Source organism: Rhizobium sp. Root1220 (genome assembly GCF_001426265.1).
Classification (GTDB): domain Bacteria; phylum Pseudomonadota; class Alphaproteobacteria; order Rhizobiales; family Rhizobiaceae; genus Rhizobium.
In genome coordinates this window covers 1-25085 of record NZ_LMDG01000014.1, presented here as the reverse complement: position 1 = coordinate 25085, position 25085 = coordinate 1, and the positions used below count along the sequence as shown (strand labels likewise).

26 protein-coding genes and 2 pseudogenes are annotated in these 25085 nt (G+C 57.8%); 13 read left to right on the top strand and 15 right to left on the bottom strand.

The window, feature by feature from the left end:
• The first annotated feature begins 417 nt into the window (after positions 1-417).
• Together ASC90_RS12770 and ASC90_RS12765 are read left to right on the top strand one after the other, a co-directional pair.
• A complete protein-coding gene (locus ASC90_RS12770) occupies positions 418-1587 on the top strand; it encodes an efflux RND transporter periplasmic adaptor subunit (protein WP_056540673.1) in 1170 nt (389 codons plus the stop codon).
• A complete protein-coding gene (locus ASC90_RS12765; protein WP_056540670.1) occupies positions 1584-4739 on the top strand; it encodes a multidrug efflux RND transporter permease subunit in 3156 nt (1051 codons plus the stop codon). Before ASC90_RS12770 ends, ASC90_RS12765 begins: the two co-directional genes overlap by 4 nt.
• Before the next feature lie 344 nt (positions 4740-5083).
• Here ASC90_RS12765 and ASC90_RS29345 read toward each other — a convergent pair whose 3' ends face one another.
• Positions 5084-5428 (bottom strand): hypothetical protein, encoded by a 345-nt coding sequence (locus tag ASC90_RS29345; protein ID WP_200950893.1) that lies wholly within the window; start codon positions 5426-5428, stop codon positions 5084-5086.
• Positions 5403-5819 (bottom strand): hypothetical protein, encoded by a 417-nt coding sequence (locus tag ASC90_RS29340; protein WP_200950892.1) that lies wholly within the window; start codon positions 5817-5819, stop codon positions 5403-5405. The genes ASC90_RS29345 and ASC90_RS29340 overlap by 26 nt, the downstream gene beginning before the upstream one ends.
• 216 nt (positions 5820-6035) lie before the next feature.
• On the opposite strand from ASC90_RS29340, the gene ASC90_RS12750 reads away from it, so the two are divergent.
• A complete protein-coding gene (locus ASC90_RS12750; RefSeq protein WP_056540661.1) occupies positions 6036-6305 on the top strand; it encodes a globin domain-containing protein in 270 nt (89 codons plus the stop codon).
• Positions 6306-6503: 198 nt separating this feature from the next.
• Here the strand turns inward: ASC90_RS12750 and tet(30) are convergent, their stop codons facing one another.
• Entirely contained in the window at positions 6504-7688 is a 1185-nt protein-coding gene (tet(30), locus tag ASC90_RS12745; RefSeq protein ID WP_056540658.1) for a tetracycline efflux MFS transporter Tet(30), read from the bottom strand.
• A gap of 42 nt (positions 7689-7730) precedes the next feature.
• On the opposite strand from tet(30), the gene ASC90_RS12740 reads away from it, so the two are divergent.
• From ASC90_RS12740 to ASC90_RS12730, 4 genes are all read left to right on the top strand, one after another.
• The gene (locus tag ASC90_RS12740) at positions 7731-8423 is read left to right on the top strand and encodes a TetR/AcrR family transcriptional regulator C-terminal domain-containing protein (protein ID WP_244480378.1); all 693 of its coding nucleotides are present in this window, start codon (positions 7731-7733) and stop codon (positions 8421-8423) included.
• A 226-nt stretch (positions 8424-8649) separates the two neighbouring features.
• A complete protein-coding gene (locus ASC90_RS12735) occupies positions 8650-8859 on the top strand; it encodes a DUF1254 domain-containing protein (protein WP_056540651.1) in 210 nt (69 codons plus the stop codon).
• Complete coding sequence (locus tag ASC90_RS28815) at positions 8856-9101, top strand: hypothetical protein (protein WP_156392917.1); 246 nt, start codon at positions 8856-8858, stop codon at positions 9099-9101. Before ASC90_RS12735 ends, ASC90_RS28815 begins: the two co-directional genes overlap by 4 nt.
• Before the next feature lie 857 nt (positions 9102-9958).
• Positions 9959-11404: a hypothetical protein gene (locus tag ASC90_RS12730; protein WP_156392916.1), complete on the top strand. Its 1446-nt coding sequence runs from the start codon at positions 9959-9961 to the stop codon at positions 11402-11404.
• Between the two features lie 86 nt (positions 11405-11490).
• On the opposite strand, the gene ASC90_RS12725 is transcribed toward ASC90_RS12730, so the two are convergent.
• The 11 genes from ASC90_RS12725 to ASC90_RS12675 form a co-directional block, all read right to left on the bottom strand.
• Complete coding sequence (locus tag ASC90_RS12725; protein WP_056540644.1) at positions 11491-12114, bottom strand: hypothetical protein; 624 nt, start codon at positions 12112-12114, stop codon at positions 11491-11493.
• Positions 12098-12577 (bottom strand): hypothetical protein, encoded by a 480-nt coding sequence (locus ASC90_RS12720; protein WP_210172038.1) that lies wholly within the window; start codon positions 12575-12577, stop codon positions 12098-12100. The genes ASC90_RS12725 and ASC90_RS12720 overlap by 17 nt, the downstream gene beginning before the upstream one ends.
• Positions 12578-12616: 39 nt before the next feature.
• On the bottom strand, positions 12617-13735 hold the full coding sequence (locus tag ASC90_RS12715; protein WP_056540639.1) for a hypothetical protein: 1119 nt from the start codon (positions 13733-13735) through the stop codon (positions 12617-12619).
• Positions 13732-14253: a hypothetical protein gene (locus ASC90_RS12710; RefSeq protein WP_056540637.1), complete on the bottom strand. Its 522-nt coding sequence runs from the start codon at positions 14251-14253 to the stop codon at positions 13732-13734. The genes ASC90_RS12715 and ASC90_RS12710 overlap by 4 nt, the downstream gene beginning before the upstream one ends.
• Positions 14250-14732: a hypothetical protein gene (locus ASC90_RS12705; RefSeq protein ID WP_056540634.1), complete on the bottom strand. Its 483-nt coding sequence runs from the start codon at positions 14730-14732 to the stop codon at positions 14250-14252. The genes ASC90_RS12710 and ASC90_RS12705 overlap by 4 nt, the downstream gene beginning before the upstream one ends.
• Positions 14729-15214: a hypothetical protein gene (locus ASC90_RS12700; protein ID WP_056540631.1), complete on the bottom strand. Its 486-nt coding sequence runs from the start codon at positions 15212-15214 to the stop codon at positions 14729-14731. The genes ASC90_RS12705 and ASC90_RS12700 overlap by 4 nt, the downstream gene beginning before the upstream one ends.
• Positions 15207-15581: a hypothetical protein gene (locus ASC90_RS12695; protein WP_056540629.1), complete on the bottom strand. Its 375-nt coding sequence runs from the start codon at positions 15579-15581 to the stop codon at positions 15207-15209. The genes ASC90_RS12700 and ASC90_RS12695 overlap by 8 nt, the downstream gene beginning before the upstream one ends.
• Complete coding sequence (locus ASC90_RS12690) at positions 15574-15888, bottom strand: hypothetical protein (RefSeq protein ID WP_056540626.1); 315 nt, start codon at positions 15886-15888, stop codon at positions 15574-15576. Before ASC90_RS12690 ends, ASC90_RS12695 begins: the two co-directional genes overlap by 8 nt.
• A complete protein-coding gene (locus ASC90_RS12685; RefSeq protein ID WP_056540624.1) occupies positions 15881-16423 on the bottom strand; it encodes a metallophosphoesterase in 543 nt (180 codons plus the stop codon). Before ASC90_RS12685 ends, ASC90_RS12690 begins: the two co-directional genes overlap by 8 nt.
• 187 nt (positions 16424-16610) lie before the next feature.
• Positions 16611-17177, bottom strand: coding sequence for a hypothetical protein (locus tag ASC90_RS12680; protein WP_056540621.1), 567 nt, complete (start codon positions 17175-17177; stop codon positions 16611-16613).
• A gap of 4 nt (positions 17178-17181) precedes the next feature.
• A complete protein-coding gene (locus ASC90_RS12675; protein WP_156392915.1) occupies positions 17182-18930 on the bottom strand; it encodes a hypothetical protein in 1749 nt (582 codons plus the stop codon).
• 270 nt (positions 18931-19200) lie between these two features.
• Between ASC90_RS12675 and ASC90_RS12670 the strand changes: the two genes are divergently transcribed.
• From ASC90_RS12670 to dcm, 4 genes are all read left to right on the top strand, one after another.
• On the top strand, positions 19201-19599 hold the full coding sequence (locus tag ASC90_RS12670) for a hypothetical protein (protein ID WP_056540616.1): 399 nt from the start codon (positions 19201-19203) through the stop codon (positions 19597-19599).
• 382 nt (positions 19600-19981) lie between these two features.
• Entirely contained in the window at positions 19982-20422 is a 441-nt protein-coding gene (locus tag ASC90_RS12665) for a hypothetical protein (protein WP_056540612.1), read from the top strand.
• A 538-nt stretch (positions 20423-20960) separates the two neighbouring features.
• Positions 20961-21335, top strand: coding sequence for a hypothetical protein (locus ASC90_RS12660; RefSeq protein WP_056540610.1), 375 nt, complete (start codon positions 20961-20963; stop codon positions 21333-21335).
• 111 nt (positions 21336-21446) lie between these two features.
• Positions 21447-22910 carry a DNA (cytosine-5-)-methyltransferase gene (gene dcm, locus ASC90_RS12655; RefSeq protein WP_056540607.1) on the top strand — a complete coding sequence of 488 codons (1464 nt, stop codon included), beginning with the start codon at positions 21447-21449 and terminating at the stop codon, positions 22908-22910.
• A gap of 175 nt (positions 22911-23085) precedes the next feature.
• On the opposite strand, the gene ASC90_RS12650 is transcribed toward dcm, so the two are convergent.
• Complete coding sequence (locus ASC90_RS12650; protein ID WP_056540604.1) at positions 23086-23754, bottom strand: hypothetical protein; 669 nt, start codon at positions 23752-23754, stop codon at positions 23086-23088.
• Between the two features lie 220 nt (positions 23755-23974).
• On the opposite strand from ASC90_RS12650, the pseudogene ASC90_RS12645 reads away from it, so the two are divergent.
• Together ASC90_RS12645 and ASC90_RS12640 are read left to right on the top strand one after the other, a co-directional pair.
• Positions 23975-24400 (top strand): annotated as a pseudogene (locus ASC90_RS12645) (ornithine carbamoyltransferase); the annotation flags it as partial.
• Positions 24401-24602: 202 nt separating this feature from the next.
• Positions 24603-25028 (top strand): annotated as a pseudogene (locus ASC90_RS12640) (hypothetical protein); the annotation flags it as partial.
• Positions 25029-25085: the final 57 nt, after the last annotated feature.

Here is a 25085-nt window from a genome sequence, read left to right as displayed (position 1 = left end):
AAGTATTGTAAAGGCGCTCCCTACCCGCTATCGTCGCAGCAACCTCTGCAAGAAACATTTACTGCTCTGATAAACATTAGGTTTTCGCCTTGTTGTGGGAGAAGTGCATGGACGTTCTTGACCCCTCCGCGATCCTGAAAACTCGTTTGCATCGGCAGGTACTCGTCCTCCGTACAACGCCGTGCTTCGCCTGGTGACGGATGGCCACGGGGCACTTCGTGATGTCGCCCTTGAACAACCCTCAGGCTATCACGCCAATGTCTCGCCAGCTCTTTTGCAATCTGCATGACCGGAACTGACGGGCGAATTTTCGCAGTGGCGGTTCATTCAGGAAGTTCTTTCTCGATTTGCAGGCAATTCTCGAAGTGACAGTTCGACGAGGTGACGGCGCGCCATGAGTGAGGGAAGGAATCTCCGATGAAAATTCCGTATCGCCGGGCTACTGTACAACTGGCCTTTCTAGTTGGATTTATGGCGACCTACGGCAATCTGGCCGCGCAGACGGAACCCACCGTCGGCGTCAGAGAAGTTGCCATTGCAGACGTTTCGCCAAAGCATGAATTCGTCGGGCGGGTCGAAGCGGTGGATGCGGTGGATGTTCGTGCGCGTATTGAGGGCTTCATCCAAAGCCGCCTCTTCGCAGAAGGGCAAGTTGTCCGAAAGGACCAGGACCTCTTCCTTATCGACAAGCGCGCCTCCGAGATCGCTCTTGCAGATGCAAAGGCGGGGCTGGCAAGCGCGCAGGCCACACTGGCGGACGCGAGGCGGCGCCTCGAGCGCAATCAATCGTTGAGCAGTCAGACAGTCTCGCGGGCGACATTGGAAGAGAGCCAGGCAGCAAGCGAAAATGCCGCAGCGAATGTCCTGTCGGCGCAGGCAAGGGTCGAGCAGGCTGAACTCAATCTCAGTTTCACCCGCGTATCGTCTCCGCTTGATGGGCGCATAGGCGCAGCCGCCCTTTCGGTCGGGAGCTTCGTAAACGCGTCGTCGCCTGCCCTCGCACGCGTCGTGGCAATCGACCCGATTCGTGTCGTTTTTTCCGTGAGTGATCGCTCGATATTGGAGTTGCGCGCCGCAGCCGGCGGGATTGGAAAAGACGAGTTGGCCAAGCGGTTTGCCCCCGGTCTCCGTCTCTCGAACGGGCAAAACTACGAGCAGGCAGGTGAGATAGAGTTCTTTGGGAATGAGATCGATGAGCAGACCGGAACACTGGCAATCCGCACACTCTTCCCAAACCCTCAAGCTCTTCTCATCCCTGGCCAATTCGTCACGGTCGTAATTTCCGAAGTCGAACAGAAGTTGCGCCCCGTTGTACCCCTTGGAGTGGTTCAGCAAGACCGGGAGGGCAAATATGTCCTCCTCGTCAATGAACAGAGCGAGGCCGTTGTCCGGCGCATCAAGGTGTCTGAGCAATCCGAAGGAAGCTGGATCGTCGAAGACGGTCTGAAGGGTGGCGAAACGCTCATCGTAGAGGGTCTGCAGAACGTGTCAGAAGGATCGCGCGTCAAGGCTACCCCGGCATCCGAGGCAGCCGGTGTCGCAGGCGCATCGGCGATTGCTCCCGTTCGGCCGAGTTCGTTGCCATGAATATATCGGCACCCTTCATATCAAGGCCAAGGTTCGCGATGGTCATCGCCGTCGTCATGATGATCGCGGGAGTGGTCGCGCTTCTGCAGATCCCCGTCGCCCAGTTCCCACAAATCACTCCACCGGAAGTCCAGGTGACGGCCAGCTATCCCGGTGCGAACGCCAGCGTTATGACCGACAGCGTTGGTGCTCCAATCGAAGATCAGGTGAACGGTGTTGAAGACATGCTTTACATGTCTTCGTCGAGCACGAATAACGGCGCCTACAGCTTGACCGTGACATTCGCAGCAGGGACCGATCCTGCCATCGCGCAGGTCAACGTGCAAAATCGGGTCGCCATGGCCACGCCTCGACTTCCGGCCGCAGTCACCCAGACCGGCGTGTCGGTCAGGGCACGTTCCTCCAGCATGTTGCTTGGCTTCGCGATCTATTCGCCGAAGGGAACCAAGGACGACGTCTTCATCAGCAACTATGCCACGATCAACATCCGCGATGCGATCGCCCGCATACCTGGTGTCGGAGAGGCAAGTGTGTTCGGTCCCGCATATAGCATGCGGATCTGGATGAACCCGGACCGGATGCAGGCACTTGGGGTGACAGCCGCCGATCTTACAGCGGCCATTCAAGCTCAAAACGCGCAGGCATCAGCGGGCCAACTTGGTTCGCCGCCAGCGGCCACGGGCCAGCAGTTGCAGTTGACTGTGATGGCAAGAGGAAGGCTGGCGAACGAATCCGAATTTGGCGACATCATTGTTCGCACCAACAGAGATGGCGCAATCGTGCGTCTGCGGGATGTGGCCAGGGTCGAGCTTGGTGCGCAATCGTACGATACCGCCTCGACCCTGAACGGCCAGCCGAGCGCCACCGTGGTGGTCTACCAAACCGCTGACGCCAACGCGTTGGCGGTCTCCACGGCCGTCCTTTCCGAACTCGAGCGTTTGGCGAAGCAGTTTCCGGATGACGTGGAATATGCGCTCGTTTTCGACACCACCGCTTTTGTCCGAGAAACAATTCGCGAGATCTTCATCACGCTCGCGATTACCTTTGCCCTGGTCGTTGCCGTGGTATACGCGTTCCTGCAAGACTGGCGTGCCACCGTCATTCCCACTTTGACGATTCCCGTATCGTTGATCGGAGGCTTCGCAGTTCTCTATGCGTTGGGATACTCGGCCAATACGATTACGCTGTTTGCGGTTATTCTCGCGATAAGTCTGGTCGTGGACGACGCGATCATCGTTGTTGAGAATGTCCAGCGCGTGATGAGCGAAGCTGGGGTTGACGTCCGGGAAGCGACGCTGCGAACAATGAGCCAGGTCACCGGCCCTATCGTTGCAACGACGCTCGTACTGGCAGCGTTGTTCGTGCCGGTCGCCTTCCTCGCCGGGATCACGGGCGAATTGTACCGTCAGTTTGCGGTCACTATCCTGGTTACCATCATCTTTTCGACGATCAATGCCCTGACCCTTAGCCCAGCGCTCTGCGTACTCATGCTACGCCCCCCGGCACAGCAGAGCGGGCGTTTTTTCGCAAAACTGAACGATGGGCTCGATGCATCGCGGCGCTTCTATCTGCATCTTCTGCCTATATTCGCGCGAAAGGCCGTCATCTCATCGCTGGTTCTTGTAGCGATTGTCGTCGGCATCTTCGGGCTCTTTCGAATTCTGCCGACGGGCTTCGTTCCCGCCGAGGATCAAGGGTACCTGTTCATCAATGTCCAGTTGCCGAACGCGGCTTCTATGGAGCGAACCCAACAGACGATCGCCACTGTAAGCTCTATCCTCCAGCGGACTCCCGGCGTAGCAAATACGATTGGGATCGCGGGCGCGAGCATGGTTGGAGGGGCCGGCTCCAATTCGGGAATGATCATCTCCGCACTCAAGCCTTGGGGTGAACGTGACCGTGACCAGAGCGTGTTTGCGCTGATCAACAGATTGCGATCGGAGTTTTCCGCAATTCCAACGGCCTCCGTGGTGGCGTTTAACCCACCAGCGATACCGGGTCTCGGAAACACGGGGGGCTTTGATTTCCGGCTCCAGGCGCGTGCGGGCCAAAGTCAGGAAGAACTTGCCGAAGTTATGCGCGGCCTTATAGTCAGAGCGAACAAGACGCCCGGGTTGGGCAGCGTCTTCAGCACATTCTCCGCCGATGTTCCGCAGGTCTATCTCGACATCGATCGCAAGCGCGCCGAACTCTACGGCGTGTCACCCGCGACGATCTTCAACACATTGCAAGCCCACCTGGGGTCGTCCTATGTCGATGACTTCAATCTGTTCTCACGCGTGTATCAGATCCGAATCCAGGACGAGCCAAGCTTCCGGACGCGGGTGGAGGATATCCAGCGTCTGCGCGTTCGAAGCCAAGCGGGCAATCTTATCCCGTTGCAGGCGATCCTCTCCGTCTCGGCAGTTTATGGCCCCAACGCAGTCAACCGGTACAATCTGTTTCCGTCTGCGGCGATAAACGGGCAAGCCGCCACAGGCACAAGTACAGGCGCGGCGCTGAGCGCCATGCAGCACCTCGCGAACGAAACACTGCCAGCGGGCTTTGGTTATGAGTGGACCGGTCTCGCGCTGCAGGAGATACAGGCTGGCAATCAGACGGTGCTCATCCTGATCATGGGTATAATCTTCACATACCTGTTTTTGGTGGCGCAGTATGAAAGCTGGAGCGTTCCGATTGCGGTGATGCTGTCCGTCACCGTCGCGGTTCTGGGTGCGTTGGGAGCCTTGTTTGTTGCCGGGATCGACCTTGATATCTACGCGCAGATCGGTCTTCTGCTCCTCATTGGACTTGCAGCCAAGAACTCGATTCTGATCGTCGAGTTTGCCAAGGAGCGACGGGAAGCTGGTCTCGGTATCATTGAGGCGGCGACTGAGGGTACGTCACAGCGCTTCCGGCCAGTGCTGATGACTGCCATGGCATCCGTGCTGGGTGTCATACCGCTGGCTATCGCCACCGGCGCGGGCGCCGGCAGCCGACAGGCGATCGGTACCACCGTTCTCGGAGGCCTGTTGGTCGGAACGCTCATCGGCCTGCTGATGATTCCGCTCCTGTACATCGCGGTTCAGTCGACGCGGGAGCGGCTCAAGCAACGTCTCTTCGGCATTCCTGAAAGTGAACCGCGTGGTGAGAAACCTGAAAAAATCAACTAACATCTTGAAGTGGTTCCGATCTCGTTGGCAAATTCGGGAGAGGCAATCAGCCCGCCGCCCTTAAACAAGCAGGAAAACTCCAGCCTGCAATGGGTGAACGAAAGCTGCCATTCGATTGGCCATGGACGAGTCGACGCATCGCACGGCACATTGGTCAGATGTCGGACGGGACTGTTGCGGAAGCGCTACTGGTGCTGGCGAGCCAGCTTAGCGCATTGAAGATACTTAACCGTGAGCCAGCGTGAGGTCATACACAGAAGGCATTCCTCTCGTGTCGGTTCAATCGATAACCCGCCCGCTCTATCCAGAAGTTCCATTTTGGAGAGATTGGAGGTTTTTTGGAGTCAGCTCGTTAAAAGCAGCCGCGCTCTTTTTAGCTCCGCCGTTTCCGCGCCCTCGGCGAATTGATTGAACAGGGGCTGCAAGAGGTTGCGGGCATCGTCAAACCGTCGATTAGCGACCATCAACTCAGCGAGATCGTTGGCGGCCCTGATTTGCCAGCCTAGTGCGCCTTGAACGCGGCTCATATCGATAGATTGCAAAAAGCGTTCTTCCGCTTCTTCGTGATGCGCGGAGTTGGTCAAAAGCAGGTCACCGTTCACCCGAAGAAGCTCCGGCATGTATAGAACATCGCCTTTGAGCTCAATATTTCGGACAGTTCGCTCAACGACATCGAGCGCTTCGGTCACCTGACCGATCGACTTCAAATCCTCGAGCAAGCGAAATGTTGAATTCCGTGGTCAGCAACTCGTAACCGATAGTATGGACGGCGGCCAAGCTCGATCGGAGGTCCTCGACATCCCGTCGAGCGTCGCCCCGAAGGATGGCGAGCTCTCCACGGCGGGCGCGCCCCGCGGCGATGAAGGGACCGAGCGATTTTGTCTCCGCCTGATGGACCAGGGTATCGATATGTTCCTGGGCTTGATCCCAATTGCCGTTCCAAAGAAAGACCGAAATGGCCCACCCCAGAACGACGGCCAATGCCGCAGGCCTGTCGGTTTTCGCTGCACTTTCGATCACGTTCCTGGCTCGTTCCTCCGCCTGCTCGGGGAAGCCTTGCAGCCACAGGTTCCTCGCCATTGTCACTTCGCATGGAAAATGGAGTTCGTGGGAGAGGTAGATCGTCGTCCGGCCTGCCCGAGCCCAATCGACCAGACTTGCCTCCAGTTCGACACGCGCATTAGCCAGATCGCCAGCAAGGTGGAAAGACCTTCCCAGAAAGGACCGAGCTTGTGCTGATGCCGCGAAACGATCGCCGAGTCAGTCTTTGTCAACGGTACGGGTGCTCAGGGAGCGATGCTTTCCCACATGTTGCGGAGCGTAGTGTCGGGACTTGAGAGGCGCAAGCATGTGACCATCGGTCTGCAGATGATGGGTCGGAAGCACGTCGGGTATGGTGTCGAGCTAGATCTCTACGGCACATTCAGGGTCGCGATGTTAAAGACGATTAGCGATATCCTGGGGGGAGGTCTGACTCGCGAGATCGAAGACTCCTGGTCGGCGACCCTAGATGTGATCCTGGGTCTGATGAAAGAAGGAGCCGGTGCGGAGATCCGTCGAATCTGAGCGGCTCATGGGAGCCCAATCCGAACCTTTCGGCTGGACGTGCAAAGGTCAGTTGGGCACCGGACCTATCGGAATGCAGCGAGCAAAGCTAATCGTTTTTGGCCCACCCAACAGCATGTCGCCCGCAATGTATGCTTGTGGGCGATTTGGAAGGTTGGCTGTATGGCTGGAATGCGGGCACTTTGCCGTCCGGAGCCTCTACGCTGCCGCGGCCTTCGGGGCCTTTACCGTTGCGAAAAGCGGCAAGGCGAGGAGATAAAGTGCTGCACCTACCAGCCATATCGTGCCGATCCAGATGCTTTTGGTCGAAAAGAACACTGCAGTGGTCAGCACCGGCCCCACTACGCCTGCCAGGCTCATCAGGCTGGCCAGCACACCCTGCAACTGGCCCTGCTGGTCATCGCTGACGCGGCTGGTCACCAGCGATTGCAGCGCCGGCATGGCAACGCCGCCCAATGCAAACAGAGGCGCTACCGCATAACCCATCCAGCTCTGGCTGGCGAAGGCCATCAACACATATGCCAGCATGTCGAAGGCAATACCGATCATCAACGTGCCTAGGTCACCAAAGCGACGCGACAGCGGTCCGACGAGAAAGGCCTGCGCCAGGGCGCCGCTGATGCCGAAAGCTGACAGTGACAGGCCCATATGCACCGAATCCCATCCGAACCGTTCGGCGCCATAGAGCACCCAGATTGTTCCCGGTATGGCTGCCACCAGACCGAATACGACAGAGACGGTTACAAGTGGTAGGAGCGACTTGAAATTCCAAAGCCACACCAATGGCGCCAGCGGATTGAGTTCCTTGAACGCGAATTTGCCGCGACTAGCCTTTCGACTTTCCGGCAGGACAAACAGCGCCATGAGCAGGTTGAGGCCATTGAATAAGGCTGCCACAAGAAACGGCGAGCGGAGCCACCAAGCGCCCATGACGCCGCCGATGACGGGACCAATGATAAAGCCCAGGCTCATCACGGCGCCAACCGTCCCAAACCGCTGCGCACGCTGCTCGGCTGGGGTGATGTCGGTGATGTAGGCGCTTGCTACCGCCATATTGGCGCTGGTTATCCCCGCCATGGCCCGCCCCACCACGAGCACCCAGCCGAGCGGTGAAAGTGCCATGACGAGGTAGTCGAGCAGCGTGCCAGCCAAAGAGAGCAGCAAAACCGGGCGCCGGCCAAACCGATCACTGAGCGCACCAAGGACCGGCGAGAAGACAAATTGCATGATGGCATAGACCGCCAGCATGATCCCATAGAGCAGTCCGATGTCGCCGCCACCTGTTACCTCGACCAGCAGGTTCGGCAGGATAGGAAAAATCAAGCCTGCGCCAATGGCATCGAGGGCAACGGTTGAAAGAATTACGACTAGGGCCTTGTTCATGCTGATACATCCCGATAGACTTTATCAGTGATAAATTTATCGGTGATAAACTACCTTATCGGTGATAAGTCAAGAGGTGTGCTATCCATGACTATCGGACGTGATCGCATTATCGATGAGGCCCTGCTGCTGCTGGACGAGGTGGGCATAGACAAGCTGTCCACCCGCAAGCTTGCAGAGCGGCTGGGCGTCCAGCAGCCGGCACTCTACTGGCACTTCCGCAACAAGTCGGAATTGCTCGACGCCATCAATTCCGAGATGCTGCTGCGCTATCACAGCGATCGCCTGCCCAAACCCGGACAGGATTGGGAGACGTTCACGCTGGCCAATGCCCGCAGCATTCGTAAGACGCTGCTCACCGTGCGCGATGGCGCCCGGCTGACCGCAGGCACACGGCCTTCCGTCGCCGAATTTGCCGATGCGGAAAAGGTCTTGCAACTCTATGTCGACACTGGATTTTCCGCAGAGGAAGCGTTTGGGATCGCCATTTGCGTCACACGCTATGTGGTCGGTTATGTTCTTGAAGAACAAGGAGAGCACGAACGGGAACAGTCAGACCAAAACGCGGCCAATACCGACTTCGCGGCGGAACTGGCGCCGTTCCCCCTGCTCGCGAAAGCCCTTGAGACTTTCCACAGGGTTGGAACGGTCAACACTGAAGCCGTGTTCGAGAGCGGGCTAAGTTACCTGCTTGCCGGCATGAAGGAGAAACTGCGGGCGAAAAAGGTAGGATAACCCGGAAACGCTCAGACTAGCCGCATTCGAAAGTTCGATGGCGGCGCGGACTTGAAAGTGTTGAGAACCTAAACCGCCTTAGCGAGCTGGTCGGTAAACGCCGTACCACCCCGACGGGCCTGGCGGCCGAGTGGTAATCTCCTCAACCGTCCATTCGTTGCCGTCCGGATGATGGACTACAAAGTACGACGCGTAGCTCTAGCGTTGAGGATTGAAGCCATTAGCGATGCCCCGACCATCGACGCGCTATCTGGATATCGTCGGTCGCGTCAAAGCCAATGGCCCCGATGACTACGATGCGGTTCATAAGGTTCAGCAAGGCATCAAGCTCGCCCCACTTTCTGCCTGGGGCAAGAATGGATATCTGCCGCCCAAACACACGGTCGATTCGGCGATCGACATGACGACGACGGTTCCCATTCAAAGGACCACATGAGCCCTCAGGTGTATTTTCGCCAACTTTGCGAAACTACTGAAAGACGCCGCCCGGGACCGTTCGACTATCCGATCATTCATCGGCTTGAGCGGGTTGGCTTTAAAGTTGGCAAAGACTTTGACCTCAATTCCGTTCCTCCAAGAATCCGGCAGGCATTGGAGTGCAGCATGACCGACGGAAAAGCGCTGGTACTTTCAGAAGGAAAAAAGGCGGGCGGCGAAGGAGAGAATTTGAAGGGATGAGTCGATACCCTTCAGAGCGGCGGTTATGGCGTGGATTACACCTATCGGGCAGCGATCGCGTAGTGCTGCCTTGGTGAGAATCTGGCGCAGGATGCGATTTATCCATCGTTGGCCACAGATAGCGATGGCGTGCCGCTCGATGGTAGCAAGAAATACGTTTTGCACTTCGGCAAGGGCAAACTTCTACCGTGGATGGCTTCTGGTCCGTCACCGCTTGTGACAGCGACGGCTATTTCGTTCCCAACAAGATCAAGCGTCAATCGGTCGGGGACCGCAGCAATCTCGTTCCAAACTCCGATGGATCGGTCGATATATTTTTACAGGCTGGATCACCGGGGGAGAAGAAAGCCAGTAACTGGTTGCCAGTGGCCGCCGGAAAACCCTTCAACCTCCTGATGCGCCTGTACTGGTCGAGATATCCTTGCCAGCCCGCAGAACAGCCTTAACATCGTCCCACGGATGGGAATGACTGGGAACAAGAAATCGCAAGAGGGTCTTGATTACAAGGCCGTCTGGCAATTCATGAAACAACATGGGAAGGACAAATGGTGGGTGATGTAGGGCTCGAACCTACGACCCGCTGATTAAGAGTCAGAGGGTTTAGTAATTCTCACTGCCCGTCCCGTCTACGCTTGTCAACAAAGTCGACGGATCAAGGCCTTAGAAACAAAGCAAAATTTGTTGACCAATCAAAAGCCCACAATCTCTCGTCAACTTTCTTGGATGTGACTTAGCCACCTCATTCCAAATCACACGTGATTTGGCCGCTGACTGGCATGTGTTTTTCGGGTCTAGCTCTTGCCATGTGGTTCGATCCGGGCGACCATTTTCTCAGACAAGAGAAAGAGACCCACCGAATGCCATCCGAAATCTTCAGCGGCTACACGCTCACGAAAGTCAAAAACCAGATCAAGAAGGGTGTCGCGGCAGCGGTCGTCTACCGCGACCAAGACACTAGCGGACTTGCGATCAAGATCACCAAGACTGGCGCATCCTGGTACTACAGCACCCGCGATACGAACCTGCAGATCGCACCGTTCTCTCACTTCGGCCTGGATGACCTTCCGATGCTCCGCGAGTTGGTCGTCAAGATCAGGAAGGAGGCGAAGAAGGGCAATCCAATAGACACTCTCGTGAAGTCCTTCGCGGCCGGATACTCAGTTCAGGATGCGGGGCATCTTCACGACGTTGCTACTGGAACTGGTGTAGTCTGGGAAGTGGCTCGGGACTTGTATCTGGAGTGGTGTGGAAGGAACCGAAACACGGACACCGCTCGTGGTTACAGGTCTGCTCTTGGAGCTACACCTGGACTGCAGGATGACTTTGCACCGATCAATGGAAAGCCGTTGGCCGCAATCCTGACCCGCGACCTCGCGCAGATCCGGGATAACATCGTGACCCGTTGCACCGAGAGGGCTATCGAGCAGCAGCAAGTACGTGGGGCCGCAAAGAAGGATGTGGTCGCCGGCATTCGTCAGGCCGACTTCACCGTGTCGGTCTTGAAAGCGGCCTTCAAATACTTTGTGAACAAGAAGAACTTCAACCTTGATCGGAACCCTGCAGCCGACTTGTCGAAATGCCTCGAACGTCCGTCTGAGATTGCTGGCAAGGAAAAGTTCAGAGCTCTCTCTCAGATCGAAATCGGCGCATTATGGGAAGCCCTGGAATCCTGTCCAAACGAAACGGTTCGCGGAGTCCTCAAACTCCAGCTTCTCACCGGACAGCGTCGCACCACGCCGACGATCGCACTGCAGTCAGCGTTTCAGTTCGACTCCGGACACTATGAATGTGTATGGGGGCTCGAAGACAAGAGCCATCACTGGCGCAAACTCCCCTTGCCGCCTGTTGCCGCAGGGATCGTAAAGCACGCGCTTCGGATGGCGACGAACAATCCTGATTCTGCTCACCTGTTTCCGAAGCAGCGCGCCAAGAAGAAGGGTGATGATATGGCAGGACACATCAACGTCCGCACGGTGTCCGACGGGATCGAAGAGATGAGAAAGCCCGGAGGCGTCTTCGAACTGATGCCGTTCAACGTTTCGACCCATGACCTCCGCAAGGCGTTCGTCTCCATCGTCGGACCCAAGATGTCGCAGTTCATACTGCGCGGCCGACAGATGGATGCTGAAGAAGTCACGATGATCACACACAAGAACGAGGGTCGCGAGAGCGTTGCGCAGCTCGTCTACGACAAGAACAGCTATCTCGACGTCAAGCTCGATATCCTGACTTGGTGGCAGGAACACGTACTCGAGGGACATCGGTTGTACCTCGCCTCCCGGGACATGAAAAAGGCGGCATAATGGCCGCCTGACAGTCCTCGTCTTGTGATATCCGCCCTATCCGAGTGCCCGAGCAATCCATTTACTCGGGCACTGGGTGCCAGTTTTCAGTGCCGCGTCCCATCATCCTTTGTCGTCTCTAGCAGCCGCGCGAATTCGGCGCCTTTCTCGTCGGCACCAACCTCGTCGCCTTCGAGGTGCAGCCCATATCCGGCCTCGATCGCCGCATACATCACCGACGCTCGCGACATCTGCAGGATCTCCTGGATATCGCGCATGTCAGCGTCGCCGTTCGACCACATCCGCAACAGACCATCCTTCATAGCCTTGGGATCGTCGTAGCCTTCAGGCAGCACACTACCGCCGACATGCCGCGCCCACGGATCACGGATTCGTCCATCATCAGGATGCCGCTCACCGACGAGGTATTCGTGGTCACGGCATAGCGTCAGAGCATACCGTTTGCCGAGGTTCAGGTGCGCACCGCGACCGCAGATTTCGCAGGTCTGGCCGCTCCGATGCCAGGCGATCTGGCTGAGCGCGACGGTAGCCTCCAGCGACTTCGGGTCATCGTTCTCAGTCGTCACATGGATTCGCATGCGTCCGCAGTTGCGCCACGCTCTGTGAAAACGGAAATTGCAATGCTTCGGGTAACGAGATCCGACGACTATGATGTTGAGCACGATAGCCGACCAGCCATCACCGACCTCGACTCTAATGCCGCGTTTCATCGTCGCCCTCTCGCGTCAGATCCTGCATCATCTCCAAGCCGTCGCCGTAATCCTTCAAGAAATGCGCCATCGCCTCCTCGGCGCTGTCGAACATGAATCCCACGGGGTTGCCACACCACTCGACCGCATCAACGACATAGCCGTGCTGCACGCACCGCACGCGCGCGGTCTCGCCGACATCGACAAGGCTTCCCCCACGACCGCAGCATTCGCACGTCACCAACGACTTCGCCCGAGCATCCTCCCGGATCCGCTGAAGCGAGCGATACGGATGCGGGAGCTTGCGCTCGGACGGCAGATAGTCGTCGAGCGGCACGTCCCTGGAGACGTATGTCGCCGAGATCTGCAAACCGCCGTCGACCGTCTCCGCCGACACGATCTCGAACAGCCACTCTTCAGGCAGCTTGGAGGCATCTTCGACGGCTTCGGCAAGGATGTTCTTCCAGCCGTTAGCGACGGTCATATTCGACATTGTCCACCTTTTGGTCGGCTATTTCCGACATCAGTCCTTATCGCGTTCGGCTTCCTGCTTCAGTCGGATCCGCTCGTATTCTTCGTCGATCAGTCCACGGAGATATCCGTGGAGAAATTTCTCATCCGATACCGACAACGGCTGTGCGGAGAATTCACGCCACTGCGCGACTTCATCGCGGACGTATTTGTCGAGGTATTCCTCCTTGACGCATGCGCCCTGGGTCGCGTCCTGAATGTGCCATCCAAATTCGAGCAAGAGTTCCTGCTCACGGCCGGTGAACTGTAGAAAATCGGCGTCGATGCGCTTTCCAAGTTCAGTTTCGACGAAGGGATCGTTTCCTTCTGCCAGCATGTGATCCTTCGGCCGCGGCCGCACCGGTACCAGATCTTTCAGGATTTCTGCCGCTTCCGGAGGATACTCGTCGCAGTTCTGCCGATTCCGGTGCTCGGCTTCGGCGATCAGTGCTCTGCCTTTGTCGAGCACGTCGCGAATGTAGTCAGCATCATCGTTCCATGCCCACGGATCCGCATGCATTCCGTCGTCTTCCCGGAACTCACCCATTACAAGCGCATGCTGGTCGCAGACCGTCTTCGCGTAGCCCGACAACCGCAGCCGGCCGCTCGCCCCGCATACTTCGCACGTGGCCAACGACCGCAGCCGCACCTCTTCACGGAGCCGTTCGACCTCGGATCGGCAGCCGCGAGCAGAGTAGTCGCAGGCGACATGGAGCACGCAACAGCCAAACTTCTCCTTCGCGCCGACGATGCGGGCGCCCCAAGCCTCCGGATACGTCCTGACGCGGTCGGCAGCATGGTGCAGCAGGCTGATCCAGCCGAGGTCCAAGGCGAAGCGCGCGTCCGACTGGATCACATCGGCGTTGTCTACGATCAGTTTGCCGAACGCTTCCTCGCGGGCTGCGGACAGCGCCGACACGATGCGGCGGAAGGCCTCCAGCCCCGCCTGATCGCGCAGGTAGGAATGATCGTCAGCCGACAACTCCGTCAGATATTCAAACTCGTCGCCGATGAAAGCTTCCCATTCCGAATCCACGAAGTGGCTGTGATCGGCAGCGTAGTGCTGTGCAACCTCGGGAATGCGATCGAGGTACGCTCCGCGCAGCCAAGCCTTCCGTACATCATCGATCATGCGCTCATCCTCTTTCCAAGGTTCACCCAGCCGTCCGTCGTCATCGCCATCTTCTTCTCGCGGTTCAGATGCAGCAGCCGTGTCCACACCCACTGCACGTCATGCTCCGCATGATAGATGATCCCGCCCAACTTCCAGAACGCCGGCAGCGAGCCGGACTGAAAAAGGATCAGACTCCAGGGCTGTAACATCGGCGCCGCGACCAGTTCTTCTACGGTCGGCACCGTCTCGCGACACATGCGATACTCAGGTGGCGGCAGTAGTGCGCCGCCCGGAGTCGCGAGTTCGAGCAGACGGCGGCCGAGATGGAAAAGGGGTCCAGTGTTCTTGACCAGGTGCCAGCCAACCCGGCGGCAGGTCTCGTCATCGGCGACCCAGTCGATATCGTGCGCATATTCGATGGATTCGTCGCGCAGGATGGCTTCGATGAGCAAGGACTCGCGATCCATTCCTTCGATGCTCACGTGCCGCGGAACGCCCAGGCTCTTGCGGCGACGTCGAGGTGCATGTGCCGTCATCGTGACCAACCCGGTGCCTCGACGTCGACAAGTGCATCCAAGTCGGGGTCGTATCGCCGCCAAGTCCCGTCAGTCTCGCGATACGTGTAGTCGCTGTCGACGTAGGGCTCTGCACGGTATCCATCGCGAACGGCGTGATCCTCGCAGACGGTCGTTAGATATCCTCTCCGATTGCTCCAGACACCCGGCTTCCCGCAGTATTCGCATGTGTAGTAAGATCGCGCTTCCGCGAGGGCGTGTGCGTCAGTGACCGCGCGCACTGACGACAACGTTTCGCCGTACAAGGAATCATAGATGCGCAGGGACCCCATTTTTTCCTTGATCTGGCGGATTTCGTAGACAGCGCCGTCCGGCATTTCGCGGTCGATGACAGCGAAATAGTCGTCGAGGATTCCGATCCAGCCTTCGTGACACTCAATGAGAAATCCCGCACGAAGGAGCTGCGGATATTTTGCTTTCAGATCGTTCCAGGTCTTCATCGGAATCTCTCCGGAGTTTCAATCGGTACCATCGAATCCGCCTCGCGGTCGTACTGATACCACTGGCCCTCAAACTGCATCATTCCGTCCGTTGGCCGGCGGCGCGTGCCCCATTTCCGCTGATCCGGTGACGCGTGTTCATCGCAAAGGCATCGCCACCAGGCATATCCGCCTCCTGGTGGCGGACGACGGATCCATCCATCCGCTCCGCAGACCTCGCACGTGTACGCGGATTTGGCCTCCGCCTTGCCCTTAGCCAAGCGCGCGCCTAGCACATCAGTATCGCACCAGCAGCGCATCGTGCCCCATTTCTCTTTGATCTCGTAGACACAGAGGCCGGGATCATGCGGCAACGCCTCGTTAATGAAATCGCGCACGAGGCCGAGCCAGCCCACGCCCACATCGACCCACTTCGCGCTTTCGAAAACGCCCGGGTAATCCTCTTGCAAATCGGCGAGCTTAATCGTCGGAAAGTCACGCATTGCAGGTCTCCGGCTCGCACTTGTCACAGATGACGCGGCGACCGCGACGGTCACGGCCGTGGCGGGATCCGCAGCACTCGCATGTCCACAAGCTCTCCGAAATGTAGGTTTGCAGCCACCTGTCGAAGGTCACGTGCCGGGTCCACCCGCGACCGTCGCTGGGCAGCGAGTAGTCGATGTGGAGCCACCCAGCGGCTGTCAGTGCCAGGATGCGCGCGTCCGGATAGTCACGCGTGAGGTCGGTCAGGAGACGGTCGACGAGCGCGAACCAGCCTTCGCGAATGAAAACTTCGGACTCGGGAGGCATGCGGTCACCGTGTTTCGCCAGGAGAGCCAGATACAGATCGGGGCGGATAGGATCAGTCATCAGCGGTCTCCTCTTCGAAAATCTCTTGAAAGCGCTGCTCGAACCGAGCAAGTGTAATCTCGTGACATAAAGCTGCCGCGCTGCGCGGATCGAGGCTGTCGGTGAATTCCTTATCGATGCGCGTGCGACCACAGGCGGTCGCGATGATACCGACGACGCGGACTTCCTTGTCGATTCCTTCTTCCCGCATCACCCGCAGCAGACTATCAACCGCCGGAATCTGGCAGTCGTGCAGCCGCAGCCGATCACGTGCAGGTACGGCATGGCCGTGGCATGCGACGAGATAGTCGTATTCATCGTCAGTCATCGCGCATCCCTTTCGTCAGCTCGTTGAAAGTCCGCGGAGTGAAATCAACATCGGGCATGTCAACACCGACATCCCGTGATCGACCTTCACTCGGCAGTCGCCCATGGGCATGGCCGTAGAAATGCCACGCGCCCTTGCCGCGCCCTTGCCAGCATCGTTGCGCGTAATGGCTGAGGACGACGTGCTGTCTTTCGTCCTTCACGAACATCAGGGCTTCGGGGCGCGCTGCCCATTCGAGACCAGCGATGGTCGGGTGCATCGCGCCGTCGCGGCGGACATCGTGGTTGCCGAAGACGAGGTATTTGCGACCATTGAGACGGCTGAAGATCCGGCGGATGCGATCCGCGTTGTGAAGACCCATAGCGAAGTCGCCGAGGTGGTAGACGACATCATTCTCGCCCACGACCGCGTTCCAACGAGCGATGATCGCCTCATCGTGCTGCTCGATGGTTTCGAACGGCCGCGGCTGTATGGAGAGGATATTCGCGTGATTAAGATGGGTGTCGGCGAGATAGAACTTGCGGCACAAGGACATGCTGGACTCCATAAGATAGGCAAACGAAAGCGGCTCCGCAGCGCGGAGGGTCAGGCTATTCGGGCTATCTTCCGTCCAGTCATCGTGTGGTCCCCTTATCCGGGAATCCGTATAGCACAGACCCGGATGAGTTGTGAGCCCCGCCGGATCGAAAAGGCGCCGGCAGGGTTAAGATTGCGCGATCGTATCAGGGATAGGTCCGCGAGGTTTCGCTGGCGAGTAGCTCCGACACTGTGTCGTCCGGATGAATGCCGCGGCGGATGCCCATCGCCATGCGCTTGATGTAGTCGCGGCGCAGGGCGTGCGGGATCTGTTTCCAGAGAGCCGTATCCAGAGACGGCGGCTTTGTCGCGGGTGGAGGGCAGACGGCTGCGTCCTCGTCGTCGCCGAAAGGATTCGTTGGCAAGTCCTGCAGTCCGGTGGCGAATGTGACGGCATCGGAGGGATCAATCTGTCGCGGTGCGAGGATCGAACGTGCAAGCCTCATCATCTGGTCCGTCGAGAGTGCGGCCGCAAGCGCGGTGAGCATGACCGTCGGATCGATCTTCACCGTGGCACCCGCATCGGCCGGAGGTTTGCCGTTCTTCCTCGAACGGATGAGCGCCACTCCACCGTCACGACCTGGCACAAGGGACAGCCACGTGTCGCACGTCTCGGCGAGATAGCGGTTCTCGAGGACGCGCATCGTGTCGTCCTCCGCAGCAGTGGTCTCAAGATCCACGATGAAGTCTCTGTATCGCATGTACTCCGTCATAATCTCACTCCTGTCCTGACTTCAGCTTCCCGTTCCGCCTTGCGTCCCGTTTCCGTTCCGCTTCCCGGATCAGTTCAGGAACTGTCCTTTTTCTCGGCTGCCAGATCGCGCTCGGTTTCTCCGTCATTTTCGCGCCGTGTCTGCAATCGTCGGAAACGGGCTCTACAGGTCGTTCAGGAACGTTCGCCGCATCGACACACACATGAGTGGTTTGGATGCATTCCACGGGCTTCCTTCGGCGTTTCCCATGCTCGACCACAACCGAGGATGCGGCAGAGAGGGACTGTGCCTTGATTGTGGCAGCCGCCTTCGCCCTCGTTTTGATCCTGCTAAACCTGTTCGTAACAACAGAGTACGTCTCCTCCACGCGTACGGTCTTAAGAGTCCGACTCTGAATCTTCCTACGATTCCGGTTTGATTCTGAATCTGAGGAAGCGGCACGGCAAGAGGCAGGACGGGCAGAGGGGAGGATAAATCCCTTATGTAGCGGACTTGGACGACACTCCTTTGTTTTCACAGATGAATTTAGGACGCGAGACACTCCATCGACATGTTTGTTGAAATGACGCTCCATTGCGTCAATGACCGTAGTCTTGTGGCTGCTCGGGACAATAAAGGAATCGTGAACGGACAGGCACGTGACTCCCTGCCTGAGTGTCAGTTCGTTGACGATATCCGTGCAGATGGAGCTGTCGACACGCTGGAGACGGATGCCAGCGTCGGAGTGAAAAAAGCGTGCGATGGGTGCGTGCTTCTCCCGGATCGCCTCGATCATGTCGACAGCTTCGTGGTATCCGCCGCCAACGTGTTCCGACAGTGCATGTACGGCTTCTGGGTAGGCCGTCGCGTTGATCAAAATATTCACGCCACGCTTGCACGCATCACGCTGGTCTCTATAGCCGGGGATGTCATATGCATCGCCCTCAAGGCGAATCCCGGCCGCGTGGTAGAGCAACCTCGGGTGCAGCGTCGCGAAGTCGGCTTCGAAAACTTCCTCGCCACCAATGACGATCTGCTTGCGAGCGTCCTTGTCCATCGCTTGCCAGGCGGCTCCGTAATAGCGGCCTCCCAGCGTCCAGACATCGTTGAACACGCGGTGGCATGCGCGGCTCGACAGGTCTACGCCGTACTCGTGCCCTTTCTTCGACATGAAGAACGCGGCGTCACCATCGTGGCGGCCACCATGGAACTCGATGTCGGCCGCGGCATAGTGAGCGTTGAGCCTCGTGAGCATGCTGCGCATCCGGTAGATGGCTTCCGTCTCTTTATACGGAATCAACCTCTTGTCCTCGCGGCGGCGGAGGCGGATCGACTGCGCGAGTTCCTTGTCCATCTTCGGCAAGACGATCTTTGCCGCGGCGACCGCAGGCAGGATGCGCGACTGGAGCGTGACGCCCGTTGGTGTCTTGCGCAGGTGGTCGCCAGGTCGGGCCTTGATGTGGCCCTCAATGAGGGGGGAGTCTGTAAGCCTCTCCATCGCGCCGACGACGGTGCTGTAACCAAAGGCATCGCCATAATACATCTCTTGACCCGGATACCAGGACTCCGAGCGACTGTAGGACATCCACTGCCCTGGCTTCGTGCGTGCGCTGGAGATAATGCCGGAGGCAATCGATGCGAGGGCCTGACGGTCGCGCTTGGTTCGACCGTCAGGAAGCGGAACTCCCGCCTCAACCATACGGTCGTGGTCGGCATGTATGTGCCATTGGAGTGCGCGGTCTCGAGAAAATTCTGTGTTGCTTGTGTTGTGCATATTGGCTGTCCCTTGGTCGTCATGAAAGTCATCGATTGGGATCTCTTTGCGGACCCTCCAGTCGATGGTTTGAGACGGCGGCGCGCGGTGCAAGCAGCAGCCGGCGGCCGGGACGAGCAAATTTGTTGACGCGAGGATTGCTCTGATGGTGGCGTCAACAAACTTTTATTTTTCAAGGCTTTGTGAGATGCGCCGCCGGCGGCAATCCTGTGCCTGTTCACTCACGTAGTGAGGACGGGAACGCTCACGTAGTGAGCAAAGGAGGAGACGATGCCGAGGCCCCGGAACCCCGAAAAGGAAGCGCACAGAGCCGAGCAGGAGCGGTATCGCAATCGGCTGCGGGAGGCGCGCAAGCCCGAGGCACCCCCAGTTGACCGGGCTATCGCTGCCGCGTTCGCTCTTGCGCTCTCTCGTCTTCGCGAAGCCGGGCAGTCGAATCCTGTCTTGGAGGCAGTTGTCGCCGACTCGAAAGCCCTGCTACTCAAAGACGGATATGCGCCGAACGAGGCCGTCCGGAAGCTCATGGCTAGGCTTCTATATCGTGGCGATCTGCGGTCGCTCGATAAGAGCACCAAGGAGTTGGCCAAGGGGCGCTTCTCCCCCCGTTACTTGAATGTTGAGAAACGGATTTCTGCAAATTCACGTAGTGAGGACGGAGACGAACATTGAGACGATTTCTCCCTCCACCACGACCAGCACCAGATCCTAGAGGGCCTAAGGCCAAGGAAGCGTTGGCGGTGCTGGCTACAGTTGCCGCCAACGACGCGGACCACGCCCGATCACAGAACGGGGTCGGCTTTTCGCGGGCGGATTCCGCGAAGGGCCATGTACTGGCACAGCTCAGCGCCCGGGCTGTCCTTCAAAACTTCAAAACGAATGCTCGTGCGCTGAGGTACTCAAATTAGCCGCCCGATATCGTCAACAGGCATCACGGGCAAGTCAGGACGACTTGCTTTAAGTCAAAACAAATTGCGGAAATCCGATTCAGCGTTCTCGCCGGCGATTGCGGCCAACGACGTTGCCTCAGAGAATACTGGATGGGAGGACAGTCATGATTGAACTACAGGAAACGCCAAGCTCCGCAGGTCCGGCCGAGGAAGAATGCTACGTTTCAATCGGCCCAACCACTCAGTGGCGATCGGCCCTGCGGGGGTTTTCTATCCTCCGTCACATCGAGATGCTGGATCATTCCAACGTGCTCTTCATGATCGATGAGGTCCTGGGGGAACAGCGCTCCGGAACACCAATCGGCGCAGGTGGCATCAAGGTCTTTCATGGCAGCATCTTGCTGTGCAATAGCCTGGTCCCGAAGCTTTTTGTAGGTCTCGAAGAGCTCAGGGCGATGGCGGAAGCCGATCGACTTGGGATATTGATCGCGAACGGTCCTCCGCCGAGAGCATTCCGATGTCCACGCCTCCCCTTCGAGGTGCATCAAGCGATCGTCGCGCTAACGGAACGATGCCGAGCTCTTGCGGTCATGCCGAGCGATTGACCGGCGCATAATTCGCGGCTGAAACACGCGTAGCAACCCGAAAATGCAGGCGATGGCTGGTCGTCCTCGTGCCCGAGACTGCTCTTACACTCCTGCTCTTCCAAGGGGCTCGAATATGCCGGGCCGATCTCCACGTATGGCCCGCCACTGTAAATATTGGAGAAGAGACTTCTTCGGAAGTTATGTTACCAAAATTGAAAGCGCTATCGCCGTCGGTGAAATCCAGCCGCCACTGAGAGGTCAGCTATTTCGGCGAGGTAACGCCTGAAGATGCTCGCGCGCTTGTCCAATACGAGGACGTCTAAAAACTGTACTCTCGCGAGACGACGCGACTGCGGCGAGCGCAAATGATCCTCTGCCAAACCTCTGTAACCATTTGATTCTGTTGTATCGGCATTTTGGCTCCCGTTGTGAACATCTCCGATCAAGGTGTTCACCTGGGGTCGGGCCCAAAAAATTGCATCGAGTTGCAACGAACCACTTGCACGATCTGGCCATTACGAGGACCATTTTTAAGCATCCATACGAAAGGTCCCAGATGCTGCTACCCAAAAGAATCGTTCTCCGCTCTCATCGTCGACGTCCCGGAGAGCCCGTTGAAGCGGCAAGCGAGCCGCAAGTCGCAATCGATCTAGCACAGCGGTCTCCGATCAAGAATCTGGCTGAACTCTGCTGTAAAACGGTCACAATCGAGAGCGACGACTATGTCCTCCGCGAGTTCGATGGCAAGGAGTACTTCCGGGGGAGCCGTATCGGCGCGATCAACTCGCTGTACGACCTCGGATATGACTTGGGCATCCAGGACTATGTCGACATGGCACGCGACGAGTTTGCGGTAGAAGATCCTCAACTCAGTTTCGAGAACTTCCTCGCTGCGGGAACGGATGATCAAGAATCGGCCCGCCGCCCTTGAAGCGCGTCCGAAATCGCGCGTGCTCAGCGGCTGGATCGCTGACGGCGTTTACAGGCTCTAAACGGTCCCACACTATTGGTCGGCGGAATAATTCGTGGAGAGTGGTACTGCATGAAAGCGATCGAAGTCTATGCGGGCGTGGGCGGCTTAGGGATTGGCCTGGAAGCAGCCGGTATACAAGTCGTCTTCGGTCATGACATCGACGAGAAGGTCCATCGCGTCCGCACCGAGAATGGCATTCCCGGTTGGCGCGCCGACGCAGGCGACATCTCGAAGATCGCACCCGAAATCGCGCTGCGCAGCTACGACATGGTATGCGGAGGCCCACCTTGCCAGGACTTCTCAGTAGCCGGGCAACAGAGTCCCGGGGCGCGCGCTGAATTAACTGTGTCGTTCGCGCTTCTTATCGGGGCGTGCAGACCAGAATGGTTCCTTTACGAAAACGTCCGACGCGCAGCGTGGTCGACACAGTACCAGAATGCTCGCAAGCTCTTCAAAAAATACGGATATGGTCTGACTGAGATGGTGCTGGATACGTCGCTCTATGGCGTGCCTCAGTCGCGCAAGCGCTTCATCTGCGTCGGCCGAATGCACGAACGCGACGGATTTCTTGAAAGTGCAATCAAGGCTGCCGCTAAGAAGACGAAGCGACCGATATCGGATATTCTCGACCCGAAGGATCCCGACGACGCTGAGCTAATCCGGATCGGCGGATACTTCACCCGACCTTTCGGTGATGGGCGCGGCGTGCGCCGGCTCAATGAGCCAGCCCCCGCCGTCTACCGGAATTTTCGCGAGAAGCCGGCGAAAAAGCATCGCGAGACGCGGAACCCACTCGACCACATCCATGCGGTGGATGCACATACAATTACGCAACGGCAGATGTCCCGGATTCAAGGGTTTCCCCTGGATTTCAACTGGTGGTCATCCGATGTCGATGCGACCGAAAAAGATATCGACGTAATGATCGCCAACGCTGTTCCGCCGCCGTTCGCATACTACCTCGGCAAAATAATCAAGGCCCGACACTCCGCGAAGGAAATCCCCGCGATGGATCCCCGCTTCCACTCGTGGCTTTACAAGCGAAAAACTAAAAGAGGCAAGCCGCTCACCTCTGCTGCCGTAGCAAACATCCTATCGCGCATAAACCGCGCGCGAAAGCTGCTTGGAGGAAGAACTTTTGCATCGATAGACGCCGAGATCGATGCCCTCGACGTAATCATTAAAAAGAAGTCACTGGATATAAAACAGTCGAGCGATCTCCGCGCTGCATGTCGACTATACGACGATTTTCTCCGGAAGCATCAGAAGAAGTCTGCATATGACCGCCCGCCAAAACCTTGGAAGCGACCGTTCGGAAACCGCGCCACACCATGGGAACCGAAATGGGTTGCCGAACACGATCTCGTCCCAGAACACCCGCGACTAAAAGCCAAGGATGTATTGGCTCCGGATACGGCAGCGATCCAAAATCGCAAGAAGCCAAACCTCAACAGATCCAAGCGAACTGAGCAGGATGAACTCGAGGACCTTGCGAAACTTGGTTTCGCACCAGACCGAGATTACATCGACTAATCCTTAGGCCGATGTTTGCGATTGCCGCGACGCTTGCCGCTGCCTTGGCCTTGGCCTTGAAGCGCGCTTTCAGCCTCTCGGCGTTGCGTTTCCGATTGTATGCGTGTCCGACATCGCCATCTCCCCTGCCCCATATGTCCGCCGGCGATGCCTGGCGCAAATAGGCCGGCCAGAATCAGACCTTCGCGTGGTTCCGGAGGTAATGTCCGACGAGATCATCGAGACCTCGTGATTTAGCCTGCTTCAATAGCGTTGCGCGCGACGGAGTCGATTCCGACAGGGAAAATGCGCCGTGGTAGCACTCGCCCACATCGTCCTCGCCGAACAACGCTTCGTTGGCGGCAAGGTCTAGCAGCGTGCGCTCTGCAGATGCCACGCGATATGCGCGCCCGTCTACATCCTCCCGGACTTCGACACCCCACGGCAGGTCGACACCGACGATCCACTCGAGGTCGTAGTCGCCCCACTTCGGTGGCTGCGGCATGCGCTCGGGCTGCGCGAGTTGGCGGAAGCCGTGGGAGTTCGCGCTCGTCCATCCTCGGGCGATAGCGGACTGCATGCCAGCGAGGTGAGCGTTGGGGTATGCGGCGCACAGATCAGCCCAATCCGCTTGCGCCGCATACGAATCAATCAGCTCGGCATCGCGCCCTGTCGTCGTCCGGGATCTGCCGAGCCACTCCTGAGCACGAGCGGTCATCGGATCCTTGACCCCGACTTCACCGGCGCGCAGCCGCTTGGCCGTCCGCTCTGAGACCTCGAGCACCACGGCAAGCTGCGGAGACGACAATCCAGAGGCCGAAAGCCACCTCCGGAAGTCCTCGGTCGTCCATACTCGCCTAGCCATGGTCGTCTCCACCAATTGTGACGTCAACTGGGTGACACTATTCTGACACCCAGTCAAATACGCGATATCGCGAAGGTTAAGGGATTGCGATCGACGAAGCGGCGCTGCATATCTGTCGAGGGTGTTTGAGGTCGGCATCAAGCGTGTGAGTGCAATCATCGTCGCGGGTCTGCTCGCATCCGGATCCCGTACTCCGACACCCCGGGGCAAGCCCACACCGGACAGCCTTAAAGTCGTCGGGATTGCCCCTGATGCCAATATTCTTCGTTCCTGGGTCGAAGCTTCAAAGTCAATGCCAATAAAAGTTGTTCAGGTGTACCCTGAGCGCTGGCACGTTACTGACCCGACGCTAATCAACGCCAATTTCGAAGTCAGCCAAGATGTCCGCCATGTCTTCGATGCAGACGTGATCATCACAGATTCATGGCCGACCAACGCTCATGACGGCGAGCTGATCGACTATCAGGTCAATTTATCCATGCTGAACGAGTGCAAGAGCAACGCGATATTTCTGCCCTGTCCACCCGTTTCAAGAGGTCAGGAGGTATCGGTTGAAGCAATGCAACATAATGTTTGCCAGAGTCGACCTGCAAAAGCATTCCTGCTGCACGCTCAGAACGCACTCATGGAATGGGTGGCCGCGTGACACCTTCTTGTTCGAGAATCGTCCATCCGCGCAGTTTGCCAGGCTTCAGCGCTCCTAAGTCAAAATGACCACCGCGCTTGGTCGTCTGCCCCGTATTTTCGTTTGTAAATACGCTGGACAACACCCACCCGATCGACGGTATCAGCTCTTCGTCGCGCTCACTTCGTGAGATGTATTCGCCGAACTCTCGTATTTCGTTCANCCTTTTGCGCCGATGAAGCCGTCCAAGCCGTTGCGAGGTCTCAATTTCGTGGGCATCCTTCGGCATTTCGTCGCAGCGAGAGGAACGGCCGGACGCAATTTAGTGGGGCCGCGCAAGCGGCCAAATTGGTGGCCAAACATGCCAGTTCGCGATGGCGGCGAATGCATCAGTCTTTTCGCACCGCTTCTTGTTTCGGAAGGTGCTAGGTCGCGGCCCAAGCTAAACGACTTGGCGCTGTCGCTGGCTGAGAAATCTGCGGCTTTCTCGTCGTCCCTGCCTCCGGCGATTGCAAGCTCACTTTCCGAACTCGCCAGGACCGTGAATTGCTACTATAGCAACCTGATCGAAGGTCGCAGAACGCGTCCGATCGACATCGAACGAGCGGTCCGCTTCGCGCCGATACTGTTGAAAAACTATTGGTGGTGAGAATCTCATCTGTCCCCTTAGAAATTAGCGTCCGTGACACGAACCGCCCGCCGAGAT